Origin of the sequence: Acaryochloris thomasi RCC1774 (assembly GCF_003231495.1) — a bacterium.
Lineage (GTDB): Bacteria > Cyanobacteriota > Cyanobacteriia > Thermosynechococcales > Thermosynechococcaceae > RCC1774.
Window position 1 is genome coordinate 320059 of record NZ_PQWO01000001.1, and the last position, 17208, is coordinate 337266.

At 51.0% G+C, this 17208-nt stretch carries 18 protein-coding genes; 7 read left to right on the forward strand and 11 right to left on the reverse strand.

Translation table 11 applies throughout. The features are described from left to right. The first annotated feature begins 20 nt into the window (after positions 1-20). Positions 21-1952, forward strand: a complete 1932-nt coding sequence (locus C1752_RS01585) for a hybrid sensor histidine kinase/response regulator (RefSeq protein WP_110984291.1) — start codon at positions 21-23, stop codon at positions 1950-1952. A gap of 24 nt (positions 1953-1976) precedes the next feature. On the opposite strand, the gene C1752_RS01590 is transcribed toward C1752_RS01585, so the two are convergent. The 3 genes from C1752_RS01590 to C1752_RS01600 all read right to left on the reverse strand — a co-directional run bounded on the left by C1752_RS01590 (position 1977) and on the right by C1752_RS01600 (position 5341). Further along, positions 1977-2951 carry an RpoD/SigA family RNA polymerase sigma factor gene (locus C1752_RS01590; protein ID WP_110984292.1) on the reverse strand — a complete coding sequence of 325 codons (975 nt, stop codon included), beginning with the start codon at positions 2949-2951 and terminating at the stop codon, positions 1977-1979. Positions 2952-3023: 72 nt separating this feature from the next. Beyond that, positions 3024-4172, reverse strand: coding sequence for a mechanosensitive ion channel family protein (locus tag C1752_RS01595; protein ID WP_110984293.1), 1149 nt, complete (start codon positions 4170-4172; stop codon positions 3024-3026). Beyond that, positions 4169-5341, reverse strand: coding sequence for a mechanosensitive ion channel family protein (locus tag C1752_RS01600; protein WP_233501250.1), 1173 nt, complete (start codon positions 5339-5341; stop codon positions 4169-4171). The genes C1752_RS01595 and C1752_RS01600 overlap by 4 nt, the downstream gene beginning before the upstream one ends. Positions 5342-5616: 275 nt before the next feature. Here C1752_RS01600 and C1752_RS01605 point away from each other — a divergent pair, with 275 nt between their 5' ends. Together C1752_RS01605 and C1752_RS01610 are read left to right on the forward strand one after the other, a co-directional pair. Further along, positions 5617-6753 carry an ArsR family transcriptional regulator gene (locus C1752_RS01605; protein WP_110984294.1) on the forward strand — a complete coding sequence of 379 codons (1137 nt, stop codon included), beginning with the start codon at positions 5617-5619 and terminating at the stop codon, positions 6751-6753. Further along, on the forward strand, positions 6753-7637 hold the full coding sequence (locus C1752_RS01610; RefSeq protein ID WP_110984295.1) for a mechanosensitive ion channel family protein: 885 nt from the start codon (positions 6753-6755) through the stop codon (positions 7635-7637). Before C1752_RS01605 ends, C1752_RS01610 begins: the two co-directional genes overlap by 1 nt. Positions 7638-7945: 308 nt before the next feature. On the opposite strand, the gene C1752_RS01615 is transcribed toward C1752_RS01610, so the two are convergent. From C1752_RS01615 to C1752_RS01635, 5 genes are all read right to left on the reverse strand, one after another. Beyond that, positions 7946-9226: a mechanosensitive ion channel family protein gene (locus C1752_RS01615; protein WP_110984543.1), complete on the reverse strand. Its 1281-nt coding sequence runs from the start codon at positions 9224-9226 to the stop codon at positions 7946-7948. 159 nt (positions 9227-9385) lie between these two features. After that, positions 9386-9568, reverse strand: a complete 183-nt coding sequence (locus tag C1752_RS01620; RefSeq protein ID WP_110984544.1) for a CsbD family protein — start codon at positions 9566-9568, stop codon at positions 9386-9388. 51 nt (positions 9569-9619) lie between these two features. Further along, positions 9620-9982, reverse strand: a complete 363-nt coding sequence (locus tag C1752_RS01625) for a hypothetical protein (RefSeq protein ID WP_110984296.1) — start codon at positions 9980-9982, stop codon at positions 9620-9622. A gap of 48 nt (positions 9983-10030) precedes the next feature. After that, on the reverse strand, positions 10031-10456 hold the full coding sequence (locus tag C1752_RS01630) for a CsbD family protein (RefSeq protein ID WP_110984297.1): 426 nt from the start codon (positions 10454-10456) through the stop codon (positions 10031-10033). 414 nt (positions 10457-10870) lie between these two features. Beyond that, positions 10871-12349: an alpha-amylase gene (locus C1752_RS01635; protein ID WP_110984298.1), complete on the reverse strand. Its 1479-nt coding sequence runs from the start codon at positions 12347-12349 to the stop codon at positions 10871-10873. 413 nt (positions 12350-12762) lie between these two features. Here C1752_RS01635 and C1752_RS01640 point away from each other — a divergent pair, with 413 nt between their 5' ends. Both C1752_RS01640 and C1752_RS01645 read left to right on the forward strand, forming a co-directional pair. Further along, positions 12763-13170, forward strand: coding sequence for a Na-translocating system protein MpsC family protein (locus C1752_RS01640; protein WP_110984299.1), 408 nt, complete (start codon positions 12763-12765; stop codon positions 13168-13170). Positions 13171-13221: 51 nt separating this feature from the next. Then, the gene (locus C1752_RS01645; RefSeq protein WP_110984300.1) at positions 13222-13614 is read left to right on the forward strand and encodes a Na-translocating system protein MpsC family protein; all 393 of its coding nucleotides are present in this window, start codon (positions 13222-13224) and stop codon (positions 13612-13614) included. On the opposite strand, the gene C1752_RS01650 is transcribed toward C1752_RS01645, so the two are convergent. Then, the gene (locus tag C1752_RS01650; RefSeq protein ID WP_110984301.1) at positions 13544-14044 is read right to left on the reverse strand and encodes a response regulator; all 501 of its coding nucleotides are present in this window, start codon (positions 14042-14044) and stop codon (positions 13544-13546) included. The two genes, C1752_RS01645 and C1752_RS01650, sit on opposite strands and share 71 nt — an antisense overlap. Before the next feature lie 441 nt (positions 14045-14485). On the opposite strand from C1752_RS01650, the gene C1752_RS01655 reads away from it, so the two are divergent. Further along, entirely contained in the window at positions 14486-15397 is a 912-nt protein-coding gene (locus C1752_RS01655; protein ID WP_110984302.1) for a mechanosensitive ion channel family protein, read from the forward strand. A 67-nt stretch (positions 15398-15464) separates the two neighbouring features. Beyond that, complete coding sequence (locus tag C1752_RS01660; protein WP_110984303.1) at positions 15465-16397, forward strand: bestrophin family protein; 933 nt, start codon at positions 15465-15467, stop codon at positions 16395-16397. Between the two features lie 153 nt (positions 16398-16550). On the opposite strand, the gene C1752_RS01665 is transcribed toward C1752_RS01660, so the two are convergent. Both C1752_RS01665 and C1752_RS01670 read right to left on the reverse strand, forming a co-directional pair. Further along, the gene (locus tag C1752_RS01665; protein ID WP_110984304.1) at positions 16551-16790 is read right to left on the reverse strand and encodes a DUF1830 domain-containing protein; all 240 of its coding nucleotides are present in this window, start codon (positions 16788-16790) and stop codon (positions 16551-16553) included. Continuing rightward, positions 16787-17056 (reverse strand): hypothetical protein, encoded by a 270-nt coding sequence (locus C1752_RS01670; protein ID WP_110984305.1) that lies wholly within the window; start codon positions 17054-17056, stop codon positions 16787-16789. Before C1752_RS01670 ends, C1752_RS01665 begins: the two co-directional genes overlap by 4 nt. Positions 17057-17208: the final 152 nt, after the last annotated feature.

A 17208-nucleotide genomic window follows, 5' to 3' on the forward strand; every position in this document is an offset into this window, starting at 1 on the left:
TCTCTATCTCAGACAGCAGTATGGCCCCAGTGCGGTTGCTTTTAATTGATGATAGCCCCAACGACCGCCTACTGGCTGTCCGGCAGCTAAAGCAAGAGTTCTCAGAGCTACAGCCATTAGAAGTCTGCGATGCAGAGGGGCTGACCCAAGCGCTGAACGAAAACCGCTTTGACATCGTGATTACCGACTATCAACTGCGCTGGACCACGGGACTTGACGTTCTCGAAGAAATCAAGCAGCGCCGTCCAGACTGTCCGGTCGTGATGTTCACCGGGACAGGCTCGGAAGAGATTGCCGTCACCGCCATGAAGGCGGGCCTAGACGACTACGTGGTTAAGTCGCCCCAGCACTACGTGCGGCTAGCTAAAGCCACTCAGATCGCTTGGGAGCGCACCCAACAGCAGCAGGCCCTCAAGGAGGCTGAAGAGCGTTATCAGCGTTTATTTGAAGAAGTCCCCATTGGTTTATATCGACTCACCCGAGAGGGGAAGCTATTAGACGCCAACCGCCGCTTCCTAGAAATACTAGGTTACGAGAGCAAAGATGAGGTTTTAGCCACAGACGTCGTCAATGATTGCATTGCAACGGCGGCAAGCGGTCTGTGGACGGCTCAACTCGATGTCACAGACGCAACCCAGAGCGTTTCGACTCATCTCCGTCACCGCAGCGGAGATGAAATTTGGGTTCGCCACTACGTCCGTTTAGTTCGCAATCCGCAGGGGAACACACAGTATTACGAAGGCGCGATTGAAGATATTACGGCCTACCGTCGTACTGAATTAGAGCGTAATCAGCTTCTGATCAGCGAACGTAAGGCCCGTGCCGAGGCCGAAACGGCAAACCGGGTTAAGGACGAATTTTTAGCCACGGTTTCCCATGAGCTACGCACCCCCCTCAATGCCATGCTGGGCTGGGTGCAGCTTTTACGGGGCGGCCAATTGAGTGAGGAGAAGTCTGCAAAAGCAATCGAGATTATTGAGCGCAATGCGATCGCACAAAATCAGCTAATCGACGACCTGCTGGATGTCTCTCGGATCATTCGCGGCAAACTCAAGCTGAAAGTGAAGGCTATTCCACTGCGAAACATTGTCAATGCCGCCTTAGATACGGTCCGTCACGCCGTTGAAAATAAGCAGATTCAGCTAGAAACCGACTTCGCTCCCTCCGTCACCTTAGTCAATGGCGATCAGGAGCGCCTGCAGCAGGTGTTCTGGAACCTACTCACCAATGCGGTGAAGTTCACGCCAGAAGGGGGCAAAATTACGATCCGTGTTGAGAGTAAGCCAAATTGTGCTCAGGTTCAGATCGTTGACACTGGCCAAGGCATTGAGCCAGGGCACCTGCCCTATATGTTTGAACGCTTCCGGCAGGCCGATGAGTCCTCGACACGCCAAAAGGGGGGATTGGGGCTGGGATTAGCAATTGTCCGCCACTTGGTCGAGCTGCACGGTGGTGTTGTCACAGCAGAGAGTGCTGGAACCGGTCAAGGCTCTACCTTTATGGTTCAGCTACCGCTGTTCGATACCGTTCAGCCCCTAGCCCAAATTTCTTTGCCGGCCGATCAGTCTCTTCCTTCTTTAAAGAACCTGCAGCTCTTGGTGGTGGAAGACGAAGACGATGCCCGTGAGATGCTGACGCTGTTGCTAGAGCAATGTGGCGCTCAGATTTCAGCCGTGGGTTCAGTCTCAGCAGCGATGGCGCATTTGGCGCATCACACCCCGCACCTCATTATTTCTGACATCGCTATGCCGGTCGAAGATGGCTACACGCTGATCCGGCAGTTGCGAGCGGAGGGCAGACAGATAGTTGCAATCGCATTAACGGCCTACGCCAGAGAACAGGACAAAACGGCAGCCCTCCAGGCAGGTTTTAATCATCATCTACCTAAGCCTGTGGACCCAAACCAGCTTGTTCAGCTGATCGCCAATCTTCGGCAGGCGGGAGAGATTTGAAGGGAGCGTCTCCCAACATCTAACCTAGCTCACTAAGTACGCCTGCAAATCTGATCGATGGTTTTTGCGCAGATAGGTGATCGCCTGACGCTGAAGCTGACGGACTCGCTCACGGCTAATATCAAGCTGATCACCGATAGCGGCGAGGGTCATGGGGGGTGTTCCGCCGAGCCCAAACCGCATCTCTAAAACAGCTTGAGCGCGGGGCGTTAATTTTTCCATTGCCGTCTGCATGTCCCGCGAAAGTGAGGCTTTGCTCACGTAATCGTCGGGAGAGTCTCCCTCATCTTCAAGCAGTTCAATTAAATCGGTATTCTGCTCGGTGCCGACGCGCATGTCTAAAGATAGGGTCGGTCGAGCAACCTTTAGAAACTTACGGACTTTAGCCGGTTCCAGATCGAGTGCGGTGGCGACTTCTTCTGTCGTAGCCTTGCGACCCAGGCTTTGGGTCAGATTGCGCTGCGTTTTCTTGATCTTGTTGAGCTTCTCAACGATGTGAATCGGTAAACGGATTGTGCGGGCCTGCTGGGCGATCGCCCGGGTCATGGCCTGCCGAATCCACCAGTAGGCATAGGTTGAGAACCGATAACCCTGCATGGGGTCAAACTTCTCAACGCCTCGGTGCAGACCTACACTGCCTTCTTGAACCAGGTCCATCATGTCTAGATTGCGATTGAGATACTTCTTGGCAATGGAAACCACTAGACGTAGGTTCGCCCTGACCATTTTTTCCCTGGCCCGCTGCCCTTGCTTCATGATCTGCGTGAGTTCTGCTTCTTCGAGGTCCACAGCTTTTGCCCATGCGGCATGCGTCACCGGCCCCTCTGCCTCTAGCTCCTCTTTCTTAGCCAACACAGACATCATTTGCTGGACCTGCTTGCCGTAGATAATTTCTTGATCGTGCGTCAAAAGCGGAACTCGGCCAATCTCGCGTAAATAAACGCGTACAGAGTCCGTTGAAGCTTTTGATGATCTTTGGCTGAGATTAGTCTTAGGCATAAAAAAGGATAAAGGAGTACTACTTCTACGATATCGGATCTACGAATGAGGTACCTCTGTCTAGAGATAGAGTTAGATGGTCATCGGTGAATCGATGTATACCATCGGCTCTGGCATGGTGAAGCGCAGATTGTAGGTCATCAGGCGTTTTGCCACTTCCTCATTCGCTAAATCGAGCAACAGCTTCCGCAAGCTCAGCGAGTCTTCACTCGAACCCATAATGAAGAAATTTACCCTAGCTCGGGTTCCAGGCCGGTCTTCTAAAGGGACAAAGCGAACGCGGGTACTGGCTTTATCGATACCCCCAAAGCCATCAACACTTTCTAGAATGGTCTGCTGAACCAAAGCCTCTTCCGCCTGTTCTAACGACTGCGAAAAATCAAGAAACAGCATCGCCATTACCTTTTTGCCCCGTGTGATATTCTCAATCGCCTTACTGGCCATCACAGAGTTCGGCACGATGTAAACCGTGTTTCTGGCAACGGTGCGAATCTTGGTAGAGCGAATGCCAATTGACTCAATGCGCCCATAAACATCATCGTTGTGGGGGTTGAAGTTTACGCGCACGTATTCTCCAGGTAGGTAGGGACGGTCCAGGTAAAGTTCGATGGTGCCGACAAGCTGCTCTAAGCCCTGTTTCGCGGCGAAGGCGACGCCCACGCCGCCGATGCCGATGCTGGCAGAGAGCGCGACTAAGTTGAGCTGCAGCCCTCGGGCAAAGATTACGATCGTGAATAGAATAATCACAAAATTGATCAGCGTCTCGAAAATCAGCACCAGTTCATTGACTTCACCCCCCAGTCGCTGCACCAAATTGACAACGTAGAAACGAATCACGCGCTGGGCCAGCCGGGAGGCCAGCCACCCCATACTGATGGCCAAGGCCAAGTACACAAAGAACCCTAAAAACCGATAAAAGTTTTCATACCGCCGCATCAGATTTGAACAGAGGGTGATGAAAGCAAAGGTACCGGTGGTAATCAGTGCATTACGAACGGGACGAATGAAATCGCGGTAGATCGGCGGAATCCCGAGGGGCACTAAACGGTTAGCTAATCTCAGCAGTCCCCATAGCAGTCGCGGGAACGCCCGACCGACAAGGGGCGAAAGGACAGCGCCTAGCAAAAATAGCCCTAACCGGATACTGAGTTCAACGAGAAATTCACGAATGTCGCCGTTGATCTGAAACGTGTCCAGCAGAATTCTAAGGAGATCGGTCATGAAGCATCGATGTTCATGGGCTGAGAAATGTCGGTGGTTTTCTCCTCTAACCGGAAGGCAATGCCGTATTCATGGAGGCGCTCGACGATATTCTCTTGGGCAATCTCTAGCAGGCTTTTACGCAGTTCCATAGAGTTTTCGGCGGCCCCGAGAATGAAGAAAACGATTTGTGCTTGCGTAATCCCTTTGCTCATAATCACTTCTTCAAAGGTAACCTGCGTGAGGCGATGATCAATGCCTAGAATATCGCGGGTGCTGCCGATGATTAGCTGCTGCACTAAGGCTCGTTCTTCGTCAGGAATCACCCGAAAAAAGGTTAGCTCCACAATTGAGATCACGCGCCGTGCCCGCGTTAGATTTTCGATGCTGGTTTGGGCCAGGTTGCTGTTGGGGATAATCACTAAGGTATTTTTGCCGGACAGCCTCACTTTTGTGGAGCGCCAGCCAATCGATTCCACCCGCCCTAAGGTGCGATCGGGAAGGTGGATATAGTCGCCCACCACGAAGGGCCGGTCGATGTATAAAGTGATGCTCCACAGTATTTGCTCTAGAACTTTTTGGGACGCAAATGCGATCGCAACACTTCCCACCCCCAAACTAGCCGTCAAACCAAATACATTAATCCGGTGGGTTTCGGCAAACAAAAAGATCACAATCAGGACAATGACGGCGTTAGAGATGAACTTTGCCAGCACCAAAAGCTCACTATTGATCTTGGTCTGATCTTCAAGGGCCACCTCTAGCAGGTAGTTATCAAACAGAGTCTTGAACAGCGCAAAGCCAAGAAAGATAATGCTAATCGCCACCAGCAGCCCCAACGGGAACTCCAGCAGCGGCAGGCCATAGCGATTGACCACAATTAAGATACTCAGGTCCGCCACCGTTAGCAGCACCGTCCAGATCACCCAGTCCTGATAGGGCCGCACAACCGTGCGATAGATCTCTTGAAACTCCGCCGAAGAGAACCGGTCCACCAGCAGGCGAAACACCGTTGGAATTTTGAGGTAGGACAGGCCGACAACCAGAAATAGCGCGATGGCAGCAACCAAACCCAGCAGCACCGTGAGGCCCGCATCTAGGGTTTGAGAGACGCCAAATACCCGCGTCAATCGCTGAGGCGTTGCTTGGGCAAAGGTCGCAAGAAGGGTCAATAAGGCGTAATCTATCACGGCCTAACTCTAAACGGGCACGGTCTCATTTGCTATTCCCCGCATTAAATCAGGATGGCCAAATACCCGTGAGCAGATGGAGATCAATCTTTAGCATTCTATACACAAAGCCTGCAGCTCAGATACTACCGCTGGGAACCTAACTCAGGATAGCTACTCTGTCCTGGGGTAGAAGACAAAGATGACGGTCACATCATAGGATTGCACTGCTGTTTACAGCGCTGGAGTCGTCGGCTGCTTTTGGCGCTACAGGCAGCTTGTGCTTTCATTGACCCATGGCCCTTCTTAATCAACAGCTACAGCGCTGGTTGCCCACCGGACTAAAACAGTTCCTAGATCGTCTAGCGAACAGTGATGAAGCTGCCGAGCAACCAGAGGAAAACTGTGCCGATTTAACACCCGAGCAAATTGAACAGCTGTCTGAGGCCATTCAATCCCTCCCCAACCACCCCGTCAACCCAGAAGCCATCTACTCAGATATAAAAGCAGCACTAGAGCAATGGCAGGCTAATCCCCAATCGTCTAACAATTCATTGGCAATTTTGAGCAGCCCTGGTGTTGCGATCGCAAATATCCTGGCCCATGACCTAGAACAGCAGCTAGCTGGACACGAGCCGCCCGTCCTTGTTCTAGCAACCGCTGATCGTGCTAGAGAATCCCATCAGATCGAATCTCTGTTAGAGCAGCGTATCCAGCAGACAGGTGCTGATCAAGATCGATGCATCGTCGTTATCCCTGACCTGAGTCAATGCTTCCTGCGGAGCGTCGATGGACTCTCTAGCCTAGATTTTTTGCAAGAGACGCTTTTGCAGAATCCCTGTCGGTTTACGATTATGGGCCTCGATCCGGTTGCTTGGCACTACCTAGGGGTTGTGAGTCACCTTGCAACCTACTGTAGTCAAGAGCTATCGTTGCCCAAGCTAGAGGCCGATCAACTACAGGATTGGCTGAAGCCAGTGATCGACCAATTTCAGCTCCAGTTCAGCCGTCACTCAGCGCTGCAGAAGGCGACCAATGACTCCCCTGAGAGCCGCTACTTCAAGGAGCTGGCTGCTCTTTCAAACGGTAATCGCGTCGTAGCAGAGCAGCTCTTCCTCCAGTCCATTCACTCCGCTAATGATCGTCCTGAAGCATTAGAGCTAGGAGTACCCAAGTTACCGAACCTCCCCTCCCTTCAAGAAAGTGATAACTATCTGCTCTACTCCCTACTCTTACATGGCGAGATGACGCTCTCAGCCCTCGCCGATAGTCTGGGGGAGGCCGTCCCCACACTTCGCTACCAAGCACAGGCTTTACAGCAGTCTGAAGTCATACTGCTGCGTGAAGACCGGCTAAGCATCAACCCTACTTATGACCCCGAACTCCGGCAGAGTTTAGCACTTAATAATTTTGTTATTGATTCCCGAGATTGATGTCAATTTTTATATATTCTTTACCGCTAGCCCAGTCCACCAGCAATACAGCGAACCAAACCGCTGAAAAAGCAAAAGATATCCTGGCACAGATTACAGCAGGCAAGGTCACTCGTGCCCTGTTGATCGTGCTGGCGGCTTACTTAGCCATTCAAATCTTCGACAAGCTAATCATTTGGCTATCGGAGCGAGTGCCCCGAGAATGGCGACTGCGTGTCAAGCAATTCTTGCCCTTTGTGCGCTTAGTCGTGATCTTGGTAGCAACGGCGTCCCTGATTGATCTATTTCTGAACATCAACCGCGAGAACCTACTAGCGATCACCGGAACTGCAGCAGTGGCCTTGGGCTTTGCATTCAAAGATTTAGTCAGCTCGGTAATTGCCGGCGTATTCGGATTATTTGAAGCGCCCTATCGGATTGGAGACCGGGTCCAGATCGGCGACCACTATGGCGAAGTGATTGGCTACGGCCTCCGGGGTATTCGCCTGCAGACCCCCGACGACAGCGTCGTCACTATTCCCCACGGCCAGATTTGGACCAGCGCCGTTGTCAACAGCAACATGGGAAACCTGGAGGCGCAGGTGGTCACGGAATTTTACTTTGCCCATGAGGTAGATGTAGTGCTGGCGAAGAAAATTTTATACAAAGTGGCCTACACCAGCAAGTACACCCAACTCAAGCTGCCGGTTCAGGTGATTATGCAGGAAAAGTCCTGGGGAACACTATTCAAGCTTAAGTGCTATCCCATCGATGCCCGCAACGAGTTTGTGTATAAAACAGACCTAATCAGCCGGGCCAAACAGGCTTTTGCCCGTCATCAGCTTCCCTATCCTCGTCTGCTCGATCTAGAATCTCGCGCCCAGCACACCTCAACCTCAAACTGAAAGGTTCTCCCATATGGCGGCGCGCGTATTGATCAGGGTACTTAAACGGTTGACATCCTTTTGTGGCTTAGAGATTCCAAGTAGACCGGCATAATCAAGGCAAAGATCCTGCTCTATGTGGTCCTCACCTCCAGCCCCTCTCCCAATATTTGGAGAGAGGAACAAGATCCCTGCGTTATCTGCTTTTCTCCCCCTTCGTCCGGTATTAGGAGAGGGAGGCTAGTGGGGAGGGCTAGGTGAGCGACCTTGAATTCAATCAGAGATCTTAAAGCTAATTGGGCAGACCTCTTTAGCTCAGCCGATTGCTGCTACATCTGTTCAGCGATCTCTGCACCTAGCGTATTCTTCAAGAGGGCCGGTGGATTTCTGAAGACCAGCGTGTAGATATCTGTTGGCATCTCTATATCAGCCTTTTCTAGCGACTCCTTGACCGTTTGAGCGACATCCGACGTCATCGCTAAAAACTCACCCCGCTGCGAGTTGACCCAGAAACGAACCTCTAAGTTGACGGTACTCGCCGCTAGCTCTCGCACCAGCACCTCCGGTACAGGGCTGCTCTCAACCAGCTCTTCTTGACTCACGGCAGCTTGAATCACCTGAACGGCTTCAGAAATATCAGCGTCATAATCAATGCCCACCATCACTGAGCTGCGGCGAATATTTGAGGCTGTATTATTGATGATGCTAGCCCCAAAAACCTCTTGATTGGGAATGTAGACCATTCGGCCATCGTAGGTTTTCATAGTGGTGGCCCGCAGTTGAATCTGCGTGATCGTGCCTTCATAGTCTGAAATCACCACCTGATCGCCCAGGCGGAACGGACGAGCTGCCAGCAAAATGACGCCTGAGATATAGTTGCTCAGTACATCCTTGAGGCTAAAACCAATGGCAACGCTGGTCAGGCCCAGCGCTCCTAGAAGCGCTCCAAAATCTAGGCCCAGAACCCCCAGAGCGATGACTAAGCCAACAATCCAAACACCGCCATATCCTAGCCGTCCGATCAAAACTTCGGTGCTGCGATCGCCCTCTGTCTGCTGTGCCCAGCGAAAGGCAATATAACGGACACCGGTAGCTGCCCCCCAAGTCACGAGGACTACCAATAACGCCCCCACAAATGCAGGCAAGCTCTCGATTGCGTTTCGACTCAGTTGACGCACGGTTGTGTTCAGCCGCTGAACCACATCTATTGCTAGGGGAGGAGCTTCCAGAGACTGATTCAAGCGTTCAGTCCAGTTTTGGGCTAGATCTTCGACCGATAGACCATAGTCTTCTGCATCTTGGCCAGTCACCGTCATCAGAACACGGTTATTGAGCTGTAGCGTCGTCACCTCTCGCACGGCCTGGATAGTGACATCCCCAATCTCGTCACGAGAAAGAACGCTGGCAATTCGGCGATTGATAATCGCAGCCCGCTTGCTGGCCTCCAACTCAGAGAGGCTTCCCACCTGGAACACTGAGCGTCCCTTAACCACCACATCGGCAAAGTATTCAGTCGTATCAGGTTCTGAGGCAGGCGCGGTTATGGGTGGAGGCTCTTGACCCAGCGTTGGTGGAGCAGGCGCTCCGACGAGTAGCGCTGCAACGACCATCAGCGCTGCGCCTCCTCTGGCAATGGGTAGGTGATAAGCTACCGCAACGCCCAAAAATCGGTGTTTTACCATATCAACAAACGCAATGATTGACTGCAAAAAGCCCAGGCAACGGTGCTGCCTGGGCTGGATACTTCTTAAACTGTGTAGAAGCGCGACCTAATCTATCGCTTTCTTAATTTCGTCCTTGACGTTTTCTACAGAGTGGCGCGCTGCGGCTCCTTCCTGCTTAGCTTGTCCTTCGCTTACGTCTTTAGGGTTGCCGGTTACTTCACCAACGGCCTCTTGGACTTTTCCTTCGATGTTCTGAGCCGTAGCTTTGGCTCTGTCTTCTATACTCATGATCTTTACCTCTTTGTCTCTGAAACAGGTTTGTCTGGCCCGAAACAACTTTTACTTGCCCATTGCAGACTTAGCAGTTTCCTGAATGTCGTCTGCTACAGTTGAACCCTCAGAATTGCTAGGGTTGTACATCTTACCCATGTCTGCTCGGCCCTGAACTTCGTTGAGTCCCTTCTTAGCCTTTGCCTGCACTGCCTTCATAGACTTCGGATCAGCATCAGGGTTTGCGGACTCTTTACTCTCTTGATAAATGCTGTCTAACTGAGCCGCACCATCTGAGGGCTTACTGCTAGCACCACCAAAGGCTAGAGCAGGAGAGGTGTTAGCGGCAATGTACAAGGTGCAGACCAGCATTACGGCCACCAGCTTAGCGACGCGGAGTAAAGACGTAAGCTTAGTAAAAATGAACTGCATAGTTAAATATTCTCCAATCAATGTACTTGAAATAAAACTTTCGGCCCTCTAGTTGAGTAGCCCTTTGACGCTATCGGTAATGCCTTCAGCAGCATCCTGAACTTCAGAACCGATATCGCCAGCTGTTCCCTGAACACGGCCTACATCTCGCTTGGCTTTGCCATCCAACTTCTTAGCGACGCCTTCAGCTTTATTCTGCGTATTGCCTACTCGACTTTGAACCTCGCCAGCAGCACCTTGTACAGCACCTTCTAGTTTGTTGCTAGTACCGGCACCGACGGTGGCGTCGAGATCTGACTTGGCCTTGCTGTCTGCTCTGCCAAAGAGGGCTGCCATGGGCTGCGTGGGTGATGCGATCGCAACTCCACCATCGAGTGGTGTACCCAGACTGACAGTGATTACTGTGGCGACTAGGAACAATCCTGTCAAAGCCTTGGCGGCTAACGATCGAATTTTTTTGCTTATAGGTTGCATAACTTGCTCCCAAAATATAGGTTGGACGACGAATCACCCGACAGCCGGGTCGGCTCAGCAATAGACCGTATCGTTCTTCAATACAGTTCTTGCGAAATAGAACAGATGACTGCTTCAGAGTGAAACAGAGATTGCCAGCTCAATCTGAAAATGCTGTTGAAACAAGACAGCGAACCAAGCTTGAGGCAGACCTCATTACATCCGCTGCATAGCTGCCTTTCTTTGAGCTGACATCAAGTTATCCTGTTCGGCTGAAGCCACACCTCTACCCTGAGATGGATCTCTAAGAAGCCTTGGGATAGACCGTGGCCTTACATCGCCTCAATCCGAAAACATAGTCCCTCGAAAGTGTAGGGAAGAGGCGCACATCACACAAACCGGATCTTTGCAAAACAGGCTGCTGCACAACGGTTGTTAGGGCTGAGGCACCCAGACTGAAATAGAGCCGCCCTGACAACGGAACTCAGCCCAGCCTTCTGCATTGGTTGTGACGGGCTCATCAACATGCTCGGTGAGATCGATATAGGTGCGATGGGGCTGACCGATCTCCATCCATTTGGTGCCGTCATCGCCGTTGCTGATCACCACCGCCACACCGCCAGGATGTTCATCATTACCTAGCCTTGTCCAGCCAAGGCAGTTGGCGTGATCAAAGTAGTCATATTGGTCGCCATATGCGTAGGCTTGGCGGGCAGAAAGGAACTTATCAATCAGCCATTGGTGACTGTCTAACCAGATTTCGTATTCATTGCCGTCTTTGCCATAGTCTGTATAGTGAGCACCGTAATAGTCTGCATAAAAGACGCAGGGGTACCCATCTCGGCGCAGCAGAATCAGCCCGTAGGCTAGAGGCTTAAACCAAGACTCTACAACTGATTCAAGAGCCTGCAGCGGTTGCGAGTCATGGTTTTCAACCAAGGTGACGGCCAGAGCGGGCTGCTGCTTGACGAGGGTGCCGTCGAAGATTTGTCGCAGGTCATAATTTTGCCCCTGCTTGCCCGCTTCGGTGAAGTTGTAGTGCAGCGGTGCATCAAAGAGCATGACATCACCCCCCGTAACTGAGACAAAGTGGTGGAGGGCTTCAATCTCGTCAGACCAATACTCTCCCACGGCAAATAACTTTTTCCCTGACACCTGACGACAGTGGTTAAGCCAATCGGGAAAGAAATTAGCCTTTACATGCTTAACGGCATCGAACCGGAATCCGTCAACTTGGGTAGTGTCTACATACCAAGCTCCCCAGCGCATGAGTTCATCTCGAACCTCAGGATGCTCCATGTCTAGATCACAGCCCATGAGGTAGTCAAAAACACCTTTTTCTAGATCGACATTGTTGTCAAAGGCTTTGCCTTCAAACAGGTAGACTGCCTGTTGTTCATCGTTGTAGGCGTTGTAGTCTACTGCATCGAAGTGCCACCAGTGCCATTCCATTTCGGAGTATTTGCCCTGCCGCCCTGGAAACGTATAGTGGGTCCAAACCTTAACGGTTTGCGGCGCGCCGATGGGCTGGTTGCGATCGTGGGGGTTAAGAGGCGTGGCTTTGGCTTCTTCTTCATGATCAGCCCCTAGCTTGTGATTAAGCACGACATCAGCATAGACGCGAATGCCAGCGTCATGGGCAGCATCAATAGCCGCAAGATATTCGTCCTTGGTGCCGTACTTCGTGGGGATAGAGCCTTTTTGGTCGAATTCACCGAGGTCGTAGATATCATAAACGCCGTAGCCGACATCGTAGCCGCCTCCTTGTCCTTTATAGGCGGGGGGCAGCCAGAGTGACGTAATGCCCCTGTCAGCGAGAAACTGCGCCTGTTTTTTCACTTCTTGCCAGAGGCTACCGCCAGGGGGAGAGTACCAGTGAAAGTACTGCATCATGACGCCATTAGGATTCGACATTACAGTGGCCTTCTATTGAGAGGGGTTAGGAGTACGGCTGTCCGTACAGGATGCTCATGGTGGGGAAGTGTAGCGCTCTGAATACGAATGGAGCCTCCATCCCAAGATAGATCGCACTGACGGATCTCTATCTTTTAGCAGAGTCAAGTTTTAGAAATCTCATTCTCTAGGGGTGTTACTCTTTATGTAGATTGCAATACATTATTGCTGTGATGTTAACCAACCTTATTGGTTGACAACCCGGTTTGAAAATCCATCGCACCGTTATTGGCAACTTGAGGTGTTTTAATTCTCTCAATTTGCCTTTGGTTGTATCGGCCTTGCTTCGGCAGAGCCTCCTACCATTGCCAACTTATGAGTGTTTGTAGGCTCTCGGCTTGTCGGTAACGGTCTTAAATGAAGGAGAAGTCACTGTGCCCGCAGCATCAAAGCCCACGATTGGTCAGTTAGAACGATCGCTATCTCAAAAGATTCAGGCTCTGTACCGAGAACAGCTAGGGCATTTACCCAGTAAAGTCACCTGCCAGATCTTCGGTGAGAAGCTGGCGGTCGTGATCGAAGATTCGCTCACTCAGCCCGAGAAGCTGTTAGTGGAAGAAGGACAAAAAGATTTAGCAACGCAGGTCCGCAGCGATCTGGACGATGCCATTCAGCCTCAGCTCAAGACTGTGATTGAGGATATTTTAGGGGTTCAGGTTTTAGATGTCCTCAGTGACGCAACGCTCTCGACAGGGCGCACCGGGCTGATCGCAGTTCTAGACAAGACACCTGAAGTGCGGAACCCTGCATCGATTCCGAAGGCCAAATCGAAGGCGGGTTAAGGGGTACTTGAAAGATCCCGTCAAGTGTTTCTGTCTTAGAGAGAGCAAGCAATGTCTACCGATTCTCAAACCGTTGAACAGCTCTTGGCTGCCCGAGTCACTTCAACGTATCAAATGCTGATGGGGCACCCCTTAAAACAGGTCTCCTGCCATTTCTTGAGCACCCACGCCATTGCTATCCTTTTAGAGGGTGCGATCACACAGCCAGAGAAGCTTCTGCTCAGTAGCGGCTATGGCGAGCTGGTACAGGTTATTCGGCAGCGCCTCAATGACATCATTCGGCCCCGCATCGTTGCTGAGGTGGAAGCTGTTCTGCAAAGAGGGGTGATCGATTCACCCAACGACGTCAAGTTTGAGTCAGACCGCATGAGCTTTATTTTGGTTCTGACAGAGCCATCGAATAAGGTACAAAACGACCTGTTTGAGAATGCTGCAGGGGGATAAGGGCCAAGTAAGGACAGAGTATATTGGCGAGATCTTCAAGCAAATATGGTTTGCTCAAGCAATGAGCACAGCCCGCATCGAGAAGCCGCTGTCGATCGATAGCGCTAGACAATGCCGTGACCGCTACTACTGTGGCTAGGGCCGACTGTTCATATTGCTTAAACTGATCCAGTAGCTCTAGGCCCGAGAAGTCAGGCAGAACAGCATCCAAAAGAACGATATCTGGGGCAGATGCGATCGCAACCCGCAGCCCTTCCACGGCTGTTGCAGCAGTCAAACATCGGCAGCCCAACTGCTCTAGAACATAAACAGCGATCTGCCGACAGTCTTCACTGTCGTCAATAATCAGGGCGATAGGCTGGGTCGATGCGGCCAAGTGACTCGGGATAATGCATGTTTGCCCAACCCGCAAACTCAAGCTTGGAATCATGGACTGGATCTACCTTACAGTCAGCGTGCGTAGGCAGTCCTTTTGCAGAGTCTAATTTCTGAGAAAGGATGGCTATTGAAAGGACTCAGGTTGTCTTTTTACTCGGTTTTTAGCGGAGCGAAGAAAAACAAGCTAAATATTAATATTAAGCGGAATGCCAAACCACTGTTCGAGAACCGCTTAGAGCCATTGTAGCAAATCAAAACTTGGCTTACCAACTCTTCGACTTCCTGTGTGCTTTTCGGCTTTTTCAGCAGCCATGACGCTTAGAATTTCTATCGCAGAGCCAAGAAATTTAAGCGTAAGTCTCTATCTTTTGCTAGAGGTGCATCGTCCAACTTTATCTTTTAATTGGGTGGCACCTGATATTGATTAAGCTGAGGTAACCTTGAGGATGCCTCAAGGGAAAACCAGATCCTTTAACACTATATTTAGCCTGCTATGAGTGACTTTTTACAGGAAATAAAGGAAACGCTGCTGGAGCTAGTCGGTAAAAGTATTGCCTCTCTGCCCGGCATCCTTTTTGCTATTTTCGTTTTATTAGTGGTTCGCTACGTCGCAGGTTTCGTGAAGCGGCTATCCTCTCGGGTTGCTCGGAAAGCGCTCAAGAGTCGGTCTCTACAGACACTGATCGCGCAAACCAGCTATGTCTTGACCTGGACTGCAGGCATTCTGGTTGCCTGTATTTCTGCCTTTCCTGGTTTGGAGCTAGGGGATATCATCGCCCTCTTAGGGCTAGGTTCCGTTGCTGTTGGTTTTGCCTTCCAGGATATTTTTAAAAACTTTTTGGCTGGGATTTTACTGCTACTACAGGAGCCGTTTTCTCTAGGCGACCAGATTATCGTTGCAGACTACGAAGGCACCGTGGACAGCATTGCCCTGCGCTCGACTCAGATTCGCACCTATCAGGGTGAGCTAATTGTGATGCCGAATTCAATTGTGTTCACGAGTCCGGTACAGGTGCTGACGAAGAAACCGCATCGCCGAACGGATCTAGAAATTGGCGTGGACTACAATACGCCACTACCGATGGCAAGAGACACACTTTTAAACGCACTCAACGACATCGACGGGGTCCAGCTCGACCCGCGGCCTGAGGTTGATATTGTGGGTTTCGGAGATAGCTCGATTAATTTGGTGGTTCGCTACTGGACAGCACCGCAAAAAGCGAAGGTGCGACGGACGATGACTCAGGTGATGATTGCGCTCAAGCAAGCTTGCGATCGCAAAGATATTTCTATCCCCTATCCTATTCGGACGGTGTATATGTTTGATCAAGAAAAGTTTGACGATCACACCGCCAGCAGCAACGGTCGTGAGCAACCCCAATCGACCCCTTCGAGTGCAGACTAGAATCGTCTTGAAGGCATTCTGAACTCGAACCCAGATTTAGTATTTGTTGAAGCATGGAGACCCATCAATGGTGATTACGGCAGAGAAGCTTGAGAAGCCTAACTGGTTTACGACGACCTTCAAGCTTCAAGGCTCGATTGTCCCGATGATTTTCCCGCGCGTTCTTTTGTTCTGCGGTTTGGCTGCCGGTGTCTCGCTGCTGTATACCTCTGACCTACCGATCTATTTAGAAAAGCTGGGTGAACTCACCACGAACGTTATCTATAACCTCATCCTCGGCTTGCTGATTGTATTTCGCACCAATACCTCCTACGACCGTTTCTGGGAAGGGCGCAAAGCGTGGGGATCTTTAGTGGTCAACACCCGCAACCTAGCCCAAGAACTGCAGGTTGCACTCTCAGGCAATGAACAAGAGAAACAAGACGCCATTCGATTGCTGTCGGCCTTTGCGATCGCAACCAAGCTCCACCTCCGCGACGAAGACATTAACGATGAACTCAAGGAGCAAGTAACACCTGCCCAACTCCAGCAGCTTGAAACAGCCAAGCATCGTCCCCTGATCATTGTTTTCTGGATCCGCAGCTATCTGCAACAGCAGATGAAAGAGGGCAACATTATTGAAGCCCAGGTTGCATCCGCCAATGTCATGCTCAATAGCTTAGTCGAAGGCATTAGTGGTTGTGAACGGATTGTGACAACACCCATCCCCGTTGCCTACCGGATTTTTCTCAAGCGCCTGATTTTGATTTACTGCATTGGCCTCCCCTTCCGGGTCGTGCCTGAAATAACCTGGTGGTCAATCCCAGTCATGGCAATTGTCAGCTTTTTGCTGCTGGGCGTTGAAGAGGTTGGCCGAGAGCTTGAGAACCCCTTTGGCTATGGCGCTAACGACTTGCCCCTAGACACTATCTGTGGCGCGATTGTAAACACTATCGAAAACACGCTTTCTCTCGGAAAGCCAGTCTTGCCAGAAAAAGAACTTCAGGCTCTCTCCTCATAGAGCCACTTCCAGGCCCTCACGGCAGGCAGGAACAACTGCGTCAGCGCCTGAGAATAGGCGCGACGACAAACGACAGCAAAAACGGTGGCAGTCCCTGCGTTGAACTAGCCACCGTTTCTATATCTATATGCTGCCGTATATGCGCATCTGAAATCAAACGGCTTCTATTCGACTCAACTGCTGACAAGGGATGCGATCGCAAACAATAGACGCAGCATTGTGATGTGTACAAACCTCTAGCTTTGCCTGAGGTGCAGCCTCAAAGACAAAGGACTGTCCTGGAGCCAGCGTTCGCTCAAACTCAGCCCCAGGATTGCCACAAAGGCGGATCACTTGAATGAGATCGCCCTTATTTTTGTAGGAATAAGTAAATTCAGCGTTGAGCTTGATCATGCATTTGGCTTGCGTACCGTACCCAAATCAGATGCTGAGTCCGGTGCAATGGTCACGCCTGGTATCTTAGTGGCTCGCTGCCGTTCAGTGATCAAGTCCGACAGCTCCTGAACATCAACACCGATCTCTTGGCAAGCAGCCTGCAACTGTTCAATGAAGTTTTCAGTATCTTCACCATATCCACACTGCTTTGCAGCCACCTCAAGTCCCTGCTTTGAGTTTGCCTTTGCGCAATCAATGAGATTGAGCCCTGTTAACGGTGCCATACTTTAATCTGTCCTTTTAACTTGAATCTATATTGCGGAAAGCGCTGGACCGCCAGCGAACGCAACGTATAAAGATGGCGGCTATCGGCCGCCTTCTTCATTATTAAATATTTCAGCAGTTACAGCATCCCTCAAAAGATAGGGGTTGCTTT